A 16,412-nucleotide genomic window follows, 5' to 3' on the forward strand; every position below is an offset into this window, starting at 1 on the left:
GCAGAGCGGTCTTTGAGGGTGGGGCTCATGGCGGCTACTCAGTGGGGGCGTTGGCGTTGCGTCCGGCCATTACGACGCTGATGGTATAGGCAGCCTCGGGGGTGAGACCGGCCATCACACCCGCAGCATCCTCAGGCGGCATACGCGACAGGAAACCGGCCGCAAAAACCGGATCCATCGTTTCGAAAAGCGCCGCGGCGTCCTTGGGCTTCATGTTCTGATAGACATCGGTCAGACGGGTAAGGTCGTTTTCAGCCGCCTTGTCCGCCACGGCCAATGTCTCGCGCAGCGATGCCTCGGCCTCTTGCAAAGCAGAGAGACGCGTCGAAATGGCCTCGTTGGCAATCTCCAGGGCACGCTCCCTGTCGCGCAGCGCGCTCTCACGATGTTTGACGGCCGCTTCCCGACGCAGCAATTCGGTCAGCAAGGTTTGCATGTCCGGCTTTTCGTCCGAGCCGGCACTGTGTGCCGAGAGTTCCGAGGGGTCAGGCCCCCTTGCCAAAGCCGGCCCAGCCTCCAGCCCCAGCCGTATGATGGCGGAACTGATCATCAAGGCTGAAATGAGGGTCAGAACGCCACCACGCGGTCGACGTTGGGCAGGTTGCAGGCTGCGCATCAGGATCGGGCCTCGCTACCTTGAGCCTTGTGCCTGAAGAACAACACGCCCTTGGGAATCGGGCCCGGATCCTCTGCGGGGTCGTTGGTGGATTTGACCTCGGCTTCCGGCCTGGATGGCATTTGTTCCACCGCCTCAGGCTCGGCGGGTTGCCTGGGTGCTTGGGGCCCGGATTCCGCTTTCAGCGAAACCGGTTCCGCCTCGAGAGGTGACGGCTTTTTGATTTCGTCCGAGGAATTTGCAGGCTCTTCAGCCGCGGGTTTGTCCTCGGGGATCACGTCGTGCATCGACGCCATGATCAACTCAAGCCGCTGTGCGACTGACTCGGCGCGCTCGGTCAGATCCTGCAGTTTGTGTCCGGATTGGTCAGATGCCGCCCGCGCGGCATCCAGGGATTTTTTCAGTTCTTCCGCCTGTGCGGACAGAACGAATACCGCGCCACCGACGCCCCGCTCCAGGTCCGTGAACCGCCTGAGGCGTCGGGCCAGAACAAAACAGTACAACCCGGCCCCCAAGGCGCCGGCGACCAGCAGAATGTCCGAGATCAGTTCCAATTTCGCCTCCTAGTTCAATACGAATTCCGTGACCAGAACGTCACGTACCCGACCTTCGCCAACGACGATGCCGATGCGCCGCAGCAGGTGCCCGCGGATGCGAACCAGGGCCAGCGAGTCTTCGAGGTCGGACAGGTTGATGGCCCGGAGATAGCCGTTCATCACGTCCATGATGCGGGGAATCATCTTTTCCACCTCGGCCTCGTGACCGGCGGCCACCTCAAGTTGAGCGTGGAATTTCAGATGGCGCGAATCGCCGGAATTCACGGACACGATCACGGGCGGCAGGTCGACGAACCCGACGTCCGGCAACGCATCGATCGCATCTCCGGCGTCCGCATTGTCCGCTGTTTTTCCTTCGGCCTCGGGTGCTTTGCCCAAAAGCCCGGACGAGGTCACATAGTACCCGCCCGCGGCACCCAGCAGCGCCAGAACCGCGCCAATCATCAGTCCCTTTTTGCCCGACTTCTTCGGGCCTTCTGCCTCATCCACGGTCGCGTCTGTCATGGCGTCCTCATTCTTGCGTTCGGCACCCGTCATAACCCCGCAGGGACTAACCGATTGTTAAGGGCAATCGGTCAAACAGGGCACGAGCCGCACAGAATGTCGGCGAGTCGGAGGTGAGCGTGCAGCAGATCGGAACTGTCTGGGCAAGTTTGGGCAGGCGCAAACAAATCATCGTGGCGGGGGCGGCTGTCGTCGTGTTCCTGAGTGTCCTGGCGATGTCGCGGTTGGTGACATCTCCGTCCATGACACTTCTCTATGCGGGGCTGGAAAGCGGGGCAGCGGGGGATATCGTCCGGGCCCTGGATCAACGCGGAGTCACCTACGAGATTCGTGGCGGCTCAATCTATGTTCCGGGCTCGCAACGCGACGAGTTGCGCATGACCCTAGCGAGCGAGGGTCTGCCTGCAAATGGTAACCGGGGTTATGAGCTGCTGGACACGCTGAGTGGGTTCGGTACGACCTCGCAGATGTTCGACGCTGCCTATTGGCGAGCCAAGGAGGGTGAACTGGCGCGAACCATCGTCAGCAGTCCTCATGTGGGGCAGGCGCGGGTTCACATTGCCAGCGGGTCCACAAGCCCGTTCCAGCCCAGCGTTTCGCCAACCGCTTCGGTCTATCTGGTGCCATCCGGGGCCAAGATCACGGTCGAACAGGCCAAGGCGATCCGTTTTCTGGTGGCCTCCGCCGTGACCGGCCTCGCGCCCGAGGATGTTGCGGTGATCGATTCCAGCGGCGCCGTGATCGGCCCGCAAGAGACGGCGGTCGCCGCCGACACTGCCGATGACAAGGCCAAGGTCCTGCGCGACCGCGTCCTGCGGCTGGTCGAGGCGCGCGTCGGACCCGGCAATGCGGTGGTCGAAGTCAGCGTCGACACGGTCACCGAGACCGAATCCATAAGAGAGCGGCGGTTCGACCCCAAGGGCCGTGTCGCAATCAGCACCGATGTCGAGGAACGGTCGGATACCTCCCGCAATCAGTCGTCTGATGTGACGGTCGCGTCCAACCTGCCGGACGGGGACGGCAATGGCAGCGATGAATCGAATTCTTCAGCCACGCAAACCCGCGAGCGGATCAACTATGAGGTTTCAGAGACCGAGCTTGAAGTTCTGCGGGTGCCCGGGGCAATCAAACGCCTGACGGTTGCCGTTCTCGTCAACGGTACCCGCACAACGGACGCTACCGGTGCCGAGATTTTTGTACCGATGGCACAGCCGGAACTGGACGCTCTGGAAGAGCTTGTCGCCTCGGCCGTGGGCTTCGACGCGGATCGCGGGGATGTCATCACGCTGAAATCCCTGGAACTGCCCAATGTCGAACCGCAGGGAACACTGGCGACCGCTTCGGTCTGGCAAAGCATCCATCTGGATACAATGTCGCTGATACAGATGGCAGTGTTGGCCATGGTCTCGCTGATCATGGGGCTGTTCGTGATCCGGCCGATCCTGACCGGTTCGGCCGCAGTGCCAGCCTTGCCGCCTGCCGCGGCCCCTGCCGAGGGCGGCGCGCCATATCTTGTCGGTGAAATCTCGGATGCGGATGGACAGGAATTCAGCGCTCTCACCGGCCAGGGTGAAAACGGAGGCTCTGTGCCTGCGATTGGCTCGTCGGCAAGCGAAGATGCGGTCGGCCGTCTGCGCGCCATGATCGGGGACAAACAGGAAGAAACGGTCGAAATTCTGCGGAGCTGGCTGGAAGAAAACAAGGAGAAGGTGTGATGTCGATCGCCCACCTGCTCGAGGATTTCACGGCTCAGGCCGACGGCGCGAATCTGCGGTTGCTGGACGAAGAGGCATTGGAGGAAGAGCGGCTCGCCGCTTTCGAACGCGGATATGGTGCGGGGTGGGAGGATGCGTTGCAGGCCCAAGCCCAAGGTCGTGCTGCACTGACCGAGGATATGCGGGCGGCTTTCTCCGACATGTCCTTCACCTACCAGGAAGCTCTGACCCGGATGACCTTGTCGCTTGAACCGATGTTCAGTGCTCTGGTTCAGACCGTCCTTCCCCAGGCGTTGGATCGGGGGCTTGCCACCCGCGTGATCGAGCAGTTGAGCGAAATGGCCAAGGCGCAGGTTGCACAACCGATCCTTCTGTTGGTTCCACCCGGTGTTGAAGGGGATGTCGATGCAATGTTGCCCGCCGACATAACGCCTCTCCCCAAGGTCGTCGCGGACCCCGAGTTGCTGCCGGGTCAGGCGCGGTTGCAGGTCGGCACCGCCCGGTCCGAGGTTGATTGCACCGCGCTGCTGGACGCGATCGCCGCCGCTTTCGACGCATATGTTTTTGAGGCAAAAGAGGCTTTGTCAAATGAGTGACGCACCTGCATCCAAACCTGAAAGACCCAATCCGTTCGAAGCCGTTCCCATCGAGGTGACGGTTTCCGTCGGTCGGGCGCGCCCCCTGATACGCGACCTGTTGAGCATGGGTGAGAACGCCGTTCTGACCTTGGACAAACGGGTCGAAGATCCGGTGGATCTATATGTCGGCGACCAATTGGTCGCCCGTGGTTTGCTCGAGGAAATGGAGGGGGACAATGCCGGCCAATTGGCGGTGCGTCTGACCGAGATTTCGGATTTCCAGAACGGACTTGGATGATGTGTCGGGCGGCCTGGTGTGCATTGGCGATCCTTGTGCTGACACCAGCAGTGGGATCGGCTCAGGAGCTGTCGCTGTCGTTGGGCGACGGCGGATCCATATCGGCGCGAACCATTCAGTTGATCCTGCTGATCACGGTGCTCAGCCTGGCACCCGGCCTTGCGATCATGGTGACCTGTTTCCCCTTTTTGGTCACGGTACTGGCCATTCTGCGGCAGGGGATCGGATTGCAACAGTCCCCGCCCAACATGCTGATCGTCAGCCTGGCGCTGTTTCTGACCTACTTCATCATGGAGCCGGTCTTTGCCCAGGCTTGGGACACCGGAATCCGCCCGATGGTCGAAGAAACGCTTGCGATAGAGCCTGCATTGGAACGTGCGATGGTGCCGTTCCGCGAGTTCATGGCGGCGCGGCTGGACGGTGAGACGTTTCGGGCCATGGCGGCCTTGCGCCCCGACACCGCGTCGATGGAGCTGTCGCCGGAGGCGCCTCTGTCGGTTCTCATGCCGTCGTTCATGCTGTCCGAGGTTGCCCGCGCGTTCCAGATCGGATTCCTGATATTTCTACCGTTTCTGATCATCGATCTTGTAGTGGCCGCGATACTCATGTCGATGGGGATGATGATGGTGCCGCCCGCCACGGTTTCGCTGCCGTTCAAACTGGCGTTTTTCGTGATTGCGGATGGGTGGTCCCTGATCGCCAGCGCCTTGGTGCGAAGCTATTCCTAGCCTGCGTGTGGACGGTCTCAGCGCCGGATCTGCAGCCGTGCCCGCAGACCCTGATCGCCCGCTTCAAAGCGCAGCGAGCCGCCATGTTGCTCTGCCACGGTTGCAACGATTGTCAGACCCAGCCCGAACCCGTCGGACGACCCGATGTTCGAACCGCGCCGGAACGGGGCCATCAGCGCCTCGATATCCGAGACGGACAAGTTGGTTCCCTTGTCTTCGACGACAATCGTGGCGGTTTCCGCGTCGGTTTCCAGTTCAACCGTCGCGTGGCGCCCGTATTTCAGCGCGTTGTCGATCAGGTTCGTCAACGCCCGTTTCAATGAGATCGGCCGGGCCATGACAAGGATGCGGCGGGTCTCTGGAAGCGAGCCATGCCCGCGCCGCGACATGAAGAGCGACGCCGCGCCCTCCACCTCGACCGGGGCGACCTGTTTCAGGGTCACAGGCAGGTCCATGTCCTGGTAGTCGGCAACCAGCGACTCGACCAGTGAGGTGAGGGAGATCTGGCGCGGATCCTCGACGCTCAGTTCCGAGCGGGTGTAGGTCAACACGCTTTCGATCATGCCCGTCATCTGGTCGACATCGGACTCCAGCTTCTCTCGCAATTCGGCGTCCGGAATCAGCGCCGCGCGCAGACGCACGCGGGCCGCTGGCGTCCCAAGGTCGTGGCTGACGCCGGACAGGACCGTGGCACGCTTTTCCAGCTGTGCGCGTTCGTCCTCAAGATGCGTATTGACCGCCGATACGATGTCGCGCAGTTCGGCCGGCCCGGACATGTCGTAGCTGTCCGGACCCCCGCTGCGCCGGCGGTCACGCAGCGACAGGGAGAACCGCGAAAAGCTGTCTGTCACATTGCCGACTGATGTCAGAATGATCGCAAGTGCCACGACGGCCAGAAAGATCGCGGGCAGGCGCAGGTCGGCCGGGCCCGCGTCGCACCCCCAGACCTGCGTACCGTCGATCTTCTGCCATGCGCCCTGACCGAACCGGGCCACCAGAATGGGTTCGCTGCAATAGGTGGCCAGCAGGCGTGTCAGGTTGCCCATCTTCTGCGGCCCGGTCTGATCGCTGCCTGACACGATGTCGGATACCGGATAGACCAGCCGGTCGGACAAGACCGCGAGCGTCAGGTTCCGCCCGCTGAGCGGTGCGGAACTGTCGGTCAGAATGGACAGGTTGGTCAGAAACCGGCGTCCTGCAAGGTCGGGCAACTGCTCGAATTCACCTGCATCGGCCAGACTTGCGGCCTCGGGCGGCAGTGGCGTGATCAACACGTCGGGATGCGAGGCGCGACCGGTGCGCAGATCTTCGTAGGCCGAAAACCCGGCAACATAGGCCCGGGTCAGATAGGAGTCCCAGTTGCGAACGGATGAAAACCACAGTCCTGCCGCCAGCAACCCGGCAGCAAACGCACCCAGACTCCAGGCCCAGCCCAGATCCCGCAGGCGCAGGGTCATGCCTCCTGTTCCACGGTGACCTCGCAGGCGAAGACATAGCCGACACCGCGGGCCGTGCGCAGCATCTGCGGATCTTTGGGGTTGGCCTCGATCTTGGACCGCAGCCGCCCCACCAGAACGTCGATGGCCCGACCCTGCGCTTCGGGCTTGTCACCGCTGCCGGTCACGTCCAGCGCGGCGGCGATCTCGTCGCGGGTCAGCGGAATGTGCGGGTTGGCCAGCAGCACCTTGAGCAGCGCGGTTTCGCGCTGCGACAGCGACACCTGGTACCCGTCCGGGGCATGCACCTCGTCACGTTTGCCGTCATAGACCCACCCGCCAAATCGGAACGTGCGGATCCGCCGGCGATAGGCCAACGATGGCGTGCGCCGCGCGCGTTGCATCACCGCGCGCACGCGCGCCAGCAGCAGTTGCGGGTTGAACGGCTTGGCGATGTAGTCATCGGCGCCCACCTCGTACCCGGCCATGCGCTGATGATCGGCAGACAGGGCCGACACGAAGATGATCGGCACGTCCTGTGCGCGGCGCAGCCGGGCGCAGATCTCAACACCGTTTTCATCACCCAGCATCACGTCCAGAAGGATCAGGTCGATGCGGCCTGATTTCAGGTGCGCCAGCACCTCGCGCTCGGTTGCTGCTGGCAGGGCAATGAACCCGTTCTGGTGAAAGAACTGGGTCAACATCGACCGGATTTCCGGATCGTCATCCACAACCAGCAGACGTGGAATGCTCACGCTGTTCCTCCCCGATTTCCCCCTCGACGCTGCCCTCAATTGTAACGGACTGCAACAGATTCAAGGTCAACGTAACACGCTGTAACAAAAGGCGGGAATATTTGCAGCCCGCGCCGGATACATGGGAAATTTGCCATTGCCAGACGGCAAGCGGCTGCCGGTAATGTCCCGCATCGCTGCCCCGCGGCAGCAAACAAGGATCTGGGAGGATACCAAACATGAAACGTTTCGCACTCGCCACGGCGTCGTCGCTGGCCGTTCTGGCTGGCACGTCGGTGATGGCCGAACCGCAGGCCGAAGTTCTGCACTGGTGGACGTCGGGCGGCGAGGCCAAGTCGGTCGCCGTTTTGCAGGAAGAATTCGCGGCCAATGGCGGCACCTGGACGGATATGCCCGTCGCAGGCGGCGGCGGAGACGCGGCGATGACCGCCCTGCGCGCCCGCGTTCTGGCCGGCAACGCGCCGACCGCCGTTCAGCTGAAAGGCCCGGCGATCCAGGAATGGTACGAAGAGGGTGTTCTGGCGGACATCTCGAACGTTGCCGAGGCCGAGGGCTGGGCCGAAGTCCTGCCCGCGTCGATCGCGGCGCATATGCAATGCGAAGGCACCTGGTGCGCCGCACCGGTCAACGTGCACCGTATCGACTGGATCTGGGCAAATGCCGACATCCTGGCCGCCAATGACATCGAGATGCCGACCACCTGGGAAGAGTTCAACGCCGCTGCCGAGAAGCTGCAGGCAGCAGGTATCATCCCGCTGGCCCACGGTGGTCAGGCCTGGCAAGACGCAACCGTCTTCGAAGCAGTTGCGCTGGGCATCGGCGGACCCGAGTTCTTCAAGAAGGCCTTTGTCGATCTGGACCCCGAGACTCTGACCTCGGACACGATGGTTCAGATTTTTGACCAGATGCGCACCCTGCGCGGGTTCGTTGATGAGAACTTCTCGGGCCGCGACTGGAACCTGGCCACCGCGATGGTCATGAACGGCGAGGCCGCCTTCCAGATCATGGGTGACTGGGCCAAGGGTGAATTCCTGGCCGCGGGCAAAGTCCCGGGCGAAGACTTCCTGTGTGGCTCGACCCCCGGTGACGGATACCTGTACAACGTCGACAGCTTTGCCATGTTCGACGTGGACGGCGACGACAAGCGCGCCGGTCAGGAACTGCTGGCCAAGCTGATCGTTGCCCCCAAGTTCCAGGAAGTGTTCAACCTGAACAAGGGTTCGATCCCGGCGCGGACCGATGTGGCGCTGGACAAGTTCGACATTTGCGCCAAGATCTCGGCCGAAGACATGGGCGCTTCGTCCGCCAATGGCTCGCTGCTGCCGTCCTACGCGCATGGTATGGCGCTGCGCGGTGCGCAGGCCGGTGCGATCACCGACGTCGTGACCGCACATTTCAACTCGGATATGTCCTCGGCTGACGCGGTTCAGCAACTGGCGGACGCGGTGGCAAACAGCTACTGATCCAACACGCTCTGCCCCCTATACTGCGGGGCAGAGCATCTTTCCCCGGAGGAAAAAATGTCCGAATGGCTGGAAAACCACCTTCCAAAGGTGGTGCTGGCACCGTCGTTCATCGCCGTATTGATTTTTGTCTACGGATTTATCGGATGGACCGCCTGGGTGTCGCTGACCCGATCGAAACTTCTGCCGAAATACGAGATCAAGGGCTTCATCCAATATGAACGCCTGTTTGACTCGCCCCGCTGGGACACGGCGATCAACAACCTTTACGTCTTTGGCGCGCTGTTCATCGTGATCGCGATGGTTCTGGGCCTGCTGCTGGCGATCCTGCTGGATCAGAAGATCCGCGTCGAAGGCGCGATCCGCACGATCTATCTCTACCCGATGGCGCTGTCGATGATCGTGACCGGTACCGCGTGGAAGTGGATTCTGAACCCGGGTCTGGGTATCGAGGCCATGGTCCAGGGCTGGGGCTTTCCGAATTTCAAGTTCGACTGGCTGGTGAACCCGGACTACGCGATCTACACGATCGTCATCGCCGCGATCTGGCAGAGCTCGGGTTTTGTCATGGCGCTGTTCCTGGCCGGACTGCGCTCGGTGGATGGTGAGATCATCAAGGCCGCGCAGGTCGATGGTATCCCCACCTGGCGGATCTATACGGCAATTATCATTCCGTCGATGGCTCCGATCTTCCTGTCGGCCTTCATCGTGTTGGCGCACCTTGCGATCAAGAGCTTTGACCTTGTCATCGCCCTGACAGGCGGCGGTCCGGGTTATGCGACCGATCTGCCCGCAACATACATGTATGCCATGGCGTTTTCGCGCGGCGATATCGGCCAGGCGGCGGCGTCCGCAATGATCATGATGCTGGTCGTCTTTGCCATCGTGGTTCCTTACCTCTACTCAGAACTGAGGGCGAAAAATGACTGATCTGTCGATGCCCCAAACCCGAACCCGCAGCCAGAGTGCCACGGGCAAGATTGCCCTGCGTTGGTTGCTGTATGTCCTGCTTGGTCTTTTTGCGCTCTACTACCTGATGCCGCTTTTCGTGATGCTGACAACATCGCTCAAAAGCCTCGAGGAAATTCGTACGGGATCGCTGATCTCGTTGCCGCGCGAGGTCAGTCTGGATGCCTGGAAAACCGCCTGGTCAGGCGCCTGCACCGGTATCCAGTGCGAAGGCCTGCGGCCCTATTTCTGGAACTCGGTCCTGATTGCGGTCCCTGCCGTGGCAATCTCGACCCTTCTGGGGGCGTTGAACGGATTTGTCGTCGCGCAGTGGCGTTTCAAAGGGGCCAACATCATCTTTTCTCTGATGCTGTTCGGTTGCTTCATCCCATTCCAGGTGGTCCTGCTGCCGATGGCGCGTCTGCTGGGCCTGATGGGGATTGCCGGAACCATTCCGGGCCTGATCTTCGTCCACGTGATCTATGGGCTTGGCTTCACCACGCTATTCTTCCGCAACTATTACGTCACCATCCCGGCCGAGCTGACAAAGGCGGCGCGGGTGGATGGGGCCGGGTTCTTTCGGATCTTCTGGTCGATCTTCCTGCCGCTGTCGCTGCCCATCATCGTTGTGACCGTGATCTGGCAGTTCACCCAGATCTGGAATGACTTTCTGTTCGGCGTCTCGTTCAGCCAGGCGGGCACGCAGCCCGTGACCGTGGCGCTCAACAACATCGTCAACTCAACCACCGGCGTCAAAGAGTACAACGTCGACATGGCCGCCGCGATCATCGCGGGGCTGCCGACGCTGCTCGTTTATGTCGTTGCCGGTAAGTATTTCATCCGCGGCCTGACCGCCGGTTCCGTGAAGGGATAACCCATGGCTCCCATCCTCGATATCCAAAACCTGTACAAGAATTACGGCGCAACCGAGATTCTGAAGGACATCAACATCTCGATCGAACCGGGAGATTTCCTGGTACTGGTCGGCCCTTCGGGCTGTGGCAAGTCGACCCTGCTGAACTGCATCGCCGGGCTCGAGCCGATCTCAGGCGGGACGCTGTCGATCGGCGGCAAGGACATGACCCATGTCAGCCCCAAGGACCGCGACATCGCGATGGTGTTCCAGTCCTACGCCCTGTACCCGACCATGTCGGTGGCCAAGAACATCACCTTTGGCATGAAAGTGCGCGGCGTCGATCAGGCCACACAGGACGCCAAGCTGAAAGAGGTCGCCTCGCTGCTACAGATCGAGCCGCTGCTGAACCGCCGCCCCAGCCAACTGTCGGGTGGCCAGCGTCAGCGCGTGGCGATGGGCCGGGCTCTGGTGCGCGACCCCAAGCTGTTCCTGTTCGACGAACCGCTGTCAAACCTAGACGCCAAGCTGCGGGTCGAGATGCGGACCGAAATCAAGAAGCTGCATCAGACGCTGGATGCCTCGATCGTCTATGTGACCCATGATCAGATCGAAGCGATGACCCTGGCCACCAAGATCGTGGTGCTGAAGGGCGGCGTGGTGCAGCAGATCGGCACCCCGGCCGAGATCTACAATCGCCCCGCCAACCTGTTCGTGGCCGATTTCATGGGCTCGCCGGCGATGAACTTGATCCCGGCGCGGGTCCAGCGCAACGGGACCGGCACGCAGGTCGCCATTGCGCGGGATGGGGCTGACCCGATCGTGCTGACGGATACGCGCGATCTGGACCTGCCCGAAGAGGTGATCCTGGGCCTGCGCCCCGAGGACATCGCCGAGGCCGGGTTCCGCGCTGGTGCCGGTGTGCAAGAGGCCGCCTGCCTGGTCGACATGGTCGAGCCGGCGGGCGCGGACACCTATGTCGTGTCGGAACTCGGCGGCAAACAGGTCACCGCGCGCCTGCATGCCGAAACCAGTGCCAAGGCCGGTCAGATGCTGAACCTGGCCTTTGACATGAGCAAAGTATCCTATTTTGCGAAAGCGACAGGCGAACGCCTGAACTGAGCCACGAAAAACGCCGCGCAGGGATCCTGCGCGGCGTCATCACTACTCTGAACGGTTGGTTCAGCCGGTCTTTTTCAGGTCATTGATCAGCTGATCCAGGTTCCCCTTGCGCGCATCCAGCATGGCGCCGATCTCGGTCCGCTCTGTCAGCAGCAGGTTCACGCCTTCGATGAACATGTTGTAGAACTTGTCGCGACCCGACTTGTCCGACACCAGGAAGGTCACCTCGAACGGCGCTTCGCCGCGCAGCTTGACGCTGCTGCGAACCTCGTAGCCGGCCTTTATCTTGCGGGCATTCTTCACGGTGACCTCACCCCCGATAAACTCGCGGAAGCGTCGACCGTATTTGCGCGAGATATACCCTTGGAAAGCCTTGGTGAATTCGCGCATCTGCGCCTTGCTGGCGCTGCGCGCGTCGGCGCCCAGCGCATAGCGCGCCATGATCGGAACGTCGGCATACTGCACGAAGATCTTTTCGAAATCGCGCAACATGGCGCTTTCGGATTTGCCCGAGTCGATCACGCGCGTGATTTCGGCAACGACGTTGTTGACCAATTGCGTGGCGCTGGCCTCGGTCAACGCCAGGGTCTGCTGCGGAAGGCCAGCCACGGCCAGCCCGGCCAGGGCGGTGGCGGCAAAGGTACGGCGGTTCATGGCGTTATTCAGCATAGGGGTCCTCATATGGGTCCTCGTAAGGGTCAAGGTATGGGTCCCTGACCGGGTCGGTGCCGGTATCGGCGTAGGGATCGGAATACAGACCCAGATAGGCATCCTCATCGTCCCTTGCCAGTTCGAACCGGCGGTTTTGCAAATAGATCAGGCGGGCCTGAGCGTAACTGTCTGCGCTTTCATAGAGAATCGAGTCGACCGTGTCCGAGAATCTGCCCCGATCGCCCATCCGCCGCACCACCTCGGCATAGACGCCCAGGTTGTCGGCCGGTCGCGTCGGCGAGAAGTTGATCGGGTTCGAGAACAGGTTGACCACAACGCCGACCGCATCCCGGGTCGTCGAGGGGCCGTAGAACGGCAGTTCGACATAAGCCCCTTCGCCGAAGCCCCAGACATGAAGCGTTTCGCCGAAATCGGTATCAACCGGCGGCAGGTTCAACTCATCCGCCGGTTTGGACAGACCGAACCCGCCCACGGTCGAGTTGATCACGAACCGCAGCAGGGCGTTGCCCGATTGTTTCAGATTGCCCTGCAGCAGATAGTCGACGGCCTGTCCGGGCAACGAGATGTTTTCAGCGAAGTTATTGAAGCTGGTGACCATCGGGTCGGGTACGATTTTCACATAGCCCTTCGAGGCCGGGCGGAACAGGAACCGGTCGACGCCCAGGTTGAACTTGTGAATGCCGCGATTTGCGTTTTCGTAGGGGTCGAAGACCTCGCCGCGGGCCGCTGCGTCCTGGGGTTGCGACGCGCAGGCCGACAGAACCGCGAACAGCGACACTGCGACGATGTGCTTGAAACGGATCCGGTTGGACACGGTCTTGGTTACTCCCGATCGTCCGGATGTAATCCAGCCGGACACTCAATCAATATGTTTTCTCGTTGGCACAACGGACCAATTCAACGGCACATAGTCGTTTCGCACCCGAAAGGAAACTCCTAGCGTTTAACCCGCGCGCCGGACCCGGGTAAAGTGGCCTGCATTCAACACTTCCGCATGAGTGGAGACCTGCCCAAATCGCGGGCAAATGCGAAACTGCCGGTTTCCGGCTTTCCGTGGGCGGTGTTCCCGGTTAGCGTCCGCCCGAGTCACATGAAATTGAGGACAATCACATGAGCATCGCAGCCAAACTGGAATCCCTGGGCGTGACCTTGCCGGACGCCCCCGCACCGGCAGCCAACTACGTCCCGTTCGTGCGGGTGGGCAACATCGTCTATGTGTCGGGTCAGATCTCGAAGGACGATGCGTTGATCACCGGCAAGCTGGGCGCCGATATGGATGTCGCTGCCGGTGCGGCGGCGGCGCGGGTCTGTGCCATCAACCTGCTGGCCCAGGTCAAGGCGGCCTGTGGTGGTGACATCGACAAGCTGGTGCGGGTGATCAAGCTGACCGGATTCGTGAACTCGACCGCCGATTTCACCGACCAGCCGCAGGTGATCAACGGCGCATCGGACTTCCTGGTCGAGGCGCTGGGCGATGCGGGCCGCCATTCGCGCTCGGCCGTCAGCGCCGCGTCGCTGCCTTTGGGCGTGGCCGTCGAGATCGAAGGGATTTTCGAGATCCAATGACACCGTCTCTTCCTCGTGTGTTCATGGGCGCGCCGATCGCGCATCGGGCGCTGCATGACATTCGCCAGAACCGCCCGGAAAACAGCCGGGCGGCCATCCGGGCCGCCATTGCTGCGGGCTACGGGATCGAGATTGACCTGCAGCTGACGTCGGACGGCCATGCCATGGTGTTCCACGATTATGACATGGCGCGTCTGACCGGGCGGTCCGGCGCAATCCAGCAGATCACCCGGGCCGAGGCCGCGGACCTTCCGCTGCTGCACGGGGACGAGGGGATCCCTTCGCTTGAGGAAGTTCTGCAACTGGTGGCGGGCCGCGTGCCGTTGCTGATCGAGTTCAAGGATCAGCACGGTGCCATGGGGCCTGTAGACGGGCGGCTGGAACAGGATGCGGTCGCGCTGCTGAAGTCCTATGACGGTCCGGTCGCGTTGATGTCATTCAACCCCAACTCGGTGGCCGAGCTGGCCCGGCTGGCGCCGGAGATTCCGCGTGGATTGACGACCTGTTCCTACAAGCCCGAAGTCGAGCATCTGCCGGCCGCGGTCTGCGACCACCTGCGCGACATCCCTGATTTCGACCGGGTTGGCGCCGGCTTCATCAGCCACGAGGTGCAGGATCTGTCCCGTCCCCGCGTGGCCGAGCTGAAGGCGCAAGGCGTACCGATCCTGTGCTGGACGGTGCGCTCGGCCGAACAAGAGGCCGAGGCGCGGAAGGTGGCCGACAACGTGACCTTCGAGAACTATCTGGCCGCCATTCCGGGTTGAACCCGGCTGCCGGCGTCACAGATAGTTCAGGGGACGCAGGAGGGTACATGGACCAGTCACAGATCGAAATTCGGGTTCTGTCGTCGCTGGATCAGATCCCGGCGGCCGAATGGGACAGTTGCGCCTGCCCCGAGGCCGCCGACGGCACCCGCCCGCTGGACCCGTTCACCACGCACCGGTTCCTGCGCGCGCTGGAAGACAGCGGCTCGGTCGGACGGGGCACCGGCTGGCAGCCGCAATACCTGACCGCCTATCTGGACGGCCTGTTGATCGGGGCCGCGCCGATGTATGCCAAGTCGCACAGCCAGGGCGAATATATTTTCGATCACAGCTGGGCCCATGCCTATGAAAACGCGGGCGGGCGGTATTACCCCAAACTGCAGATCGCGGTGCCTTTCACCCCGGCCACCGGGCGGCGGTTCCTGACACGGCCCGGCTATGACGGGATCGCCATGTCGGCGCTGGTGCAGGGGGCGGTGCAACTGGCCGCCGACAATCGCCTGTCGTCGCTGCACGTTACCTTCTGCACCCAGGACGAGGCGCTGGCCGGGCAGCAGATGGGCCTTCTGGTGCGCGACTCGCAGCAGTTTCACTGGCTGAACGACGGCTATGCCGATTTCGATGCCTTTCTGGGCGCCCTGTCCTCGCGCAAGCGCAAGAACATCCGCAAGGAACGGGCACAGGCCAATGCCTTTGGCGGCGAGATCCGCACACTGACCGGTGCCGATCTGCGCCCCGAACACTGGGACGCGTTCTGGGAATTCTATCAGGACACCGGCGCGCGCAAGTGGGGCTCACCCTATCTGACGCGGCAATTCTTTGACATCGTTCACGAAACCATGGCCGATGACGTGGCGCTGGTGCTGGCCGAGCGGGGCGAATACCCGGTGGCCGGCGCGCTGAACTTCATCGGGCGCGAGACCTTGTTCGGGCGCTATTGGGGCTGCAACGAACATCACCCCTGCCTGCATTTCGAACTGTGCTACTATAGGGCGATCGACTTTGCCATCGCGCATGGTCTGGACCGGGTCGAAGCCGGCGCGCAGGGAGAACACAAGCTGGCGCGGGGTTATCTGCCCACGCGCACGCACAGCCTGCACTGGGTCGCCGATCCAGGCTTTGCGGACGCCGTCGCGCGGTATCTCGAGGCCGAGTCCCGCGCGGTGGGGGAAGAGATCGAGATTCTGACGGACTATGGCCCGTTCAGAAAAGCCAACCCGGAGGAACAGCAATGAGCGAACTTCTGTCGACCGAGACCCGTGGCCCGCTGCTGGATCCGCTGTTCAAGAACGGCTGGACCATGGTCAAGGATCGTGACGCGATCACCAAGACCTTCATCTTCGACGATTTCGTCGATGCCTTCGGCTGGATGACCAAGGTGGCGATCTTTGCGGAAAAGTGGAACCACCACCCCGAATGGTCCAACGTCTACCGCACGGTCGAGGTGGTGCTGACCACCCATGACGTAGGCGGCCTGTCGTCTCAGGACGCCAAGCTTGCCCGCAAGATGGACAGCCTGCTTTAGCCGCGGTCGCCCCGCGACCCCATGCCGCCAGCCAGCATCGCAACCTCGCCCAGACGGCGGAACTCGGACGGGGTCACGGTGCCGTCGCTCACGTCGATGTCGCGCGGGATCCCGGCGGTGCGGTTGCCCATCATCCGTACGCTGCGCGCAGCCGGATTGATGTCGAGACAGCGCGTCTGATAGCAGGTCAGACCAGCCGTATTGATCTGAATGCGCGCTTGCCCATCCGGCCCGGTCACGACCGGCGCCTGCGGGACGTCGCACGCTGCCAGCAAAACGACCGCACAAAGCCAATAAAATGCTCTCATGCCT

Annotated in this window: 20 protein-coding genes; 12 read left to right on the top strand and 8 right to left on the bottom strand. The window is 62.1% G+C overall.

Annotated elements, in window-relative coordinates; all coding sequences use genetic code 11:
• Positions 1 to 34 precede the first annotated feature (34 nt).
• Genes AC2FNZ_RS16330 through AC2FNZ_RS16340 form a run of 3 tightly spaced genes read right to left on the bottom strand, consistent with a single transcriptional unit; the run spans position 35 to position 1,677 of the window.
• Entirely contained in the window at positions 35 to 616 is a 582-nt protein-coding gene (locus AC2FNZ_RS16330; RefSeq protein ID WP_496841267.1) for a MotE family protein, read from the bottom strand.
• Positions 616 to 1,170 (bottom strand): hypothetical protein, encoded by a 555-nt coding sequence (locus tag AC2FNZ_RS16335; RefSeq protein ID WP_496841268.1) that lies wholly within the window; start codon positions 1,168 to 1,170, stop codon positions 616 to 618. Before AC2FNZ_RS16335 ends, AC2FNZ_RS16330 begins: the two co-directional genes overlap by 1 nt.
• A gap of 9 nt (positions 1,171 to 1,179) precedes the next feature.
• Positions 1,180 to 1,677: a flagellar basal body-associated FliL family protein gene (locus AC2FNZ_RS16340; protein ID WP_496841269.1), complete on the bottom strand. Its 498-nt coding sequence runs from the start codon at positions 1,675 to 1,677 to the stop codon at positions 1,180 to 1,182.
• A 119-nt stretch (positions 1,678 to 1,796) separates the two neighbouring features.
• Between AC2FNZ_RS16340 and fliF the strand changes: the two genes are divergently transcribed.
• The 4 genes from fliF to fliP are packed head-to-tail and all read left to right on the top strand — an operon-like array spanning position 1,797 to position 4,996.
• The gene (gene fliF, locus AC2FNZ_RS16345) at positions 1,797 to 3,392 is read left to right on the top strand and encodes a flagellar basal-body MS-ring/collar protein FliF (RefSeq protein ID WP_496841270.1); all 1,596 of its coding nucleotides are present in this window, start codon (positions 1,797 to 1,799) and stop codon (positions 3,390 to 3,392) included.
• Positions 3,392 to 3,988, top strand: a complete 597-nt coding sequence (locus AC2FNZ_RS16350) for a FliH/SctL family protein (RefSeq protein ID WP_093964391.1) — start codon at positions 3,392 to 3,394, stop codon at positions 3,986 to 3,988. Before fliF ends, AC2FNZ_RS16350 begins: the two co-directional genes overlap by 1 nt.
• Positions 3,981 to 4,268: a FliM/FliN family flagellar motor switch protein gene (locus AC2FNZ_RS16355; RefSeq protein WP_093964097.1), complete on the top strand. Its 288-nt coding sequence runs from the start codon at positions 3,981 to 3,983 to the stop codon at positions 4,266 to 4,268. The genes AC2FNZ_RS16350 and AC2FNZ_RS16355 overlap by 8 nt, the downstream gene beginning before the upstream one ends.
• Complete coding sequence (gene fliP / locus AC2FNZ_RS16360) at positions 4,268 to 4,996, top strand: flagellar type III secretion system pore protein FliP (RefSeq protein WP_496841271.1); 729 nt, start codon at positions 4,268 to 4,270, stop codon at positions 4,994 to 4,996. Before AC2FNZ_RS16355 ends, fliP begins: the two co-directional genes overlap by 1 nt.
• A 17-nt stretch (positions 4,997 to 5,013) precedes the next feature.
• Here fliP and AC2FNZ_RS16365 read toward each other — a convergent pair whose 3' ends face one another.
• Both AC2FNZ_RS16365 and AC2FNZ_RS16370 read right to left on the bottom strand, forming a co-directional pair.
• On the bottom strand, positions 5,014 to 6,453 hold the full coding sequence (locus AC2FNZ_RS16365; protein WP_496841272.1) for a sensor histidine kinase: 1,440 nt from the start codon (positions 6,451 to 6,453) through the stop codon (positions 5,014 to 5,016).
• Positions 6,450 to 7,187 carry a response regulator transcription factor gene (locus AC2FNZ_RS16370; protein ID WP_170369088.1) on the bottom strand — a complete coding sequence of 246 codons (738 nt, stop codon included), beginning with the start codon at positions 7,185 to 7,187 and terminating at the stop codon, positions 6,450 to 6,452. Before AC2FNZ_RS16370 ends, AC2FNZ_RS16365 begins: the two co-directional genes overlap by 4 nt.
• Positions 7,188 to 7,405: 218 nt before the next feature.
• On the opposite strand from AC2FNZ_RS16370, the gene AC2FNZ_RS16375 reads away from it, so the two are divergent.
• Genes AC2FNZ_RS16375 through AC2FNZ_RS16390 form a run of 4 tightly spaced genes read left to right on the top strand, consistent with a single transcriptional unit; the run spans position 7,406 to position 11,573 of the window.
• On the top strand, positions 7,406 to 8,650 hold the full coding sequence (locus AC2FNZ_RS16375) for an ABC transporter substrate-binding protein (RefSeq protein ID WP_093964101.1): 1,245 nt from the start codon (positions 7,406 to 7,408) through the stop codon (positions 8,648 to 8,650).
• A gap of 57 nt (positions 8,651 to 8,707) precedes the next feature.
• Positions 8,708 to 9,580 carry a carbohydrate ABC transporter permease gene (locus tag AC2FNZ_RS16380; RefSeq protein ID WP_093964102.1) on the top strand — a complete coding sequence of 291 codons (873 nt, stop codon included), beginning with the start codon at positions 8,708 to 8,710 and terminating at the stop codon, positions 9,578 to 9,580.
• The gene (locus AC2FNZ_RS16385; protein ID WP_093964103.1) at positions 9,573 to 10,472 is read left to right on the top strand and encodes a carbohydrate ABC transporter permease; all 900 of its coding nucleotides are present in this window, start codon (positions 9,573 to 9,575) and stop codon (positions 10,470 to 10,472) included. Before AC2FNZ_RS16380 ends, AC2FNZ_RS16385 begins: the two co-directional genes overlap by 8 nt.
• Before the next feature lie 3 nt (positions 10,473 to 10,475).
• Positions 10,476 to 11,573, top strand: coding sequence for an ABC transporter ATP-binding protein (locus tag AC2FNZ_RS16390; RefSeq protein WP_496834532.1), 1,098 nt, complete (start codon positions 10,476 to 10,478; stop codon positions 11,571 to 11,573).
• Positions 11,574 to 11,633: 60 nt separating this feature from the next.
• On the opposite strand, the gene AC2FNZ_RS16395 is transcribed toward AC2FNZ_RS16390, so the two are convergent.
• On the bottom strand, positions 11,634 to 12,242 hold the full coding sequence (locus tag AC2FNZ_RS16395; protein ID WP_093964105.1) for an MlaC/ttg2D family ABC transporter substrate-binding protein: 609 nt from the start codon (positions 12,240 to 12,242) through the stop codon (positions 11,634 to 11,636).
• Entirely contained in the window at positions 12,232 to 13,059 is an 828-nt protein-coding gene (locus AC2FNZ_RS16400) for an MlaA family lipoprotein (protein ID WP_170341043.1), read from the bottom strand. The genes AC2FNZ_RS16395 and AC2FNZ_RS16400 overlap by 11 nt, the downstream gene beginning before the upstream one ends.
• A gap of 296 nt (positions 13,060 to 13,355) precedes the next feature.
• Between AC2FNZ_RS16400 and AC2FNZ_RS16405 the strand changes: the two genes are divergently transcribed.
• From AC2FNZ_RS16405 to AC2FNZ_RS16420, 4 genes are read left to right on the top strand one after another with little or no spacing between them, the layout of a single operon-like run.
• The gene (locus AC2FNZ_RS16405) at positions 13,356 to 13,811 is read left to right on the top strand and encodes a RidA family protein (RefSeq protein WP_005980179.1); all 456 of its coding nucleotides are present in this window, start codon (positions 13,356 to 13,358) and stop codon (positions 13,809 to 13,811) included.
• Positions 13,808 to 14,575 (top strand): glycerophosphodiester phosphodiesterase family protein, encoded by a 768-nt coding sequence (locus AC2FNZ_RS16410; RefSeq protein ID WP_093964107.1) that lies wholly within the window; start codon positions 13,808 to 13,810, stop codon positions 14,573 to 14,575. Before AC2FNZ_RS16405 ends, AC2FNZ_RS16410 begins: the two co-directional genes overlap by 4 nt.
• 47 nt (positions 14,576 to 14,622) lie before the next feature.
• The gene (locus tag AC2FNZ_RS16415; RefSeq protein ID WP_496841273.1) at positions 14,623 to 15,810 is read left to right on the top strand and encodes a GNAT family N-acetyltransferase; all 1,188 of its coding nucleotides are present in this window, start codon (positions 14,623 to 14,625) and stop codon (positions 15,808 to 15,810) included.
• Positions 15,807 to 16,100, top strand: coding sequence for a 4a-hydroxytetrahydrobiopterin dehydratase (locus tag AC2FNZ_RS16420; RefSeq protein WP_093964109.1), 294 nt, complete (start codon positions 15,807 to 15,809; stop codon positions 16,098 to 16,100). The genes AC2FNZ_RS16415 and AC2FNZ_RS16420 overlap by 4 nt, the downstream gene beginning before the upstream one ends.
• On the opposite strand, the gene AC2FNZ_RS16425 is transcribed toward AC2FNZ_RS16420, so the two are convergent.
• A complete protein-coding gene (locus tag AC2FNZ_RS16425; protein ID WP_496841274.1) occupies positions 16,097 to 16,408 on the bottom strand; it encodes a hypothetical protein in 312 nt (103 codons plus the stop codon). The two genes, AC2FNZ_RS16420 and AC2FNZ_RS16425, sit on opposite strands and share 4 nt — an antisense overlap.
• Positions 16,409 to 16,412 lie beyond the last annotated feature (4 nt).

Source organism: Ruegeria sp. SAZA006, assembly GCF_059613465.1.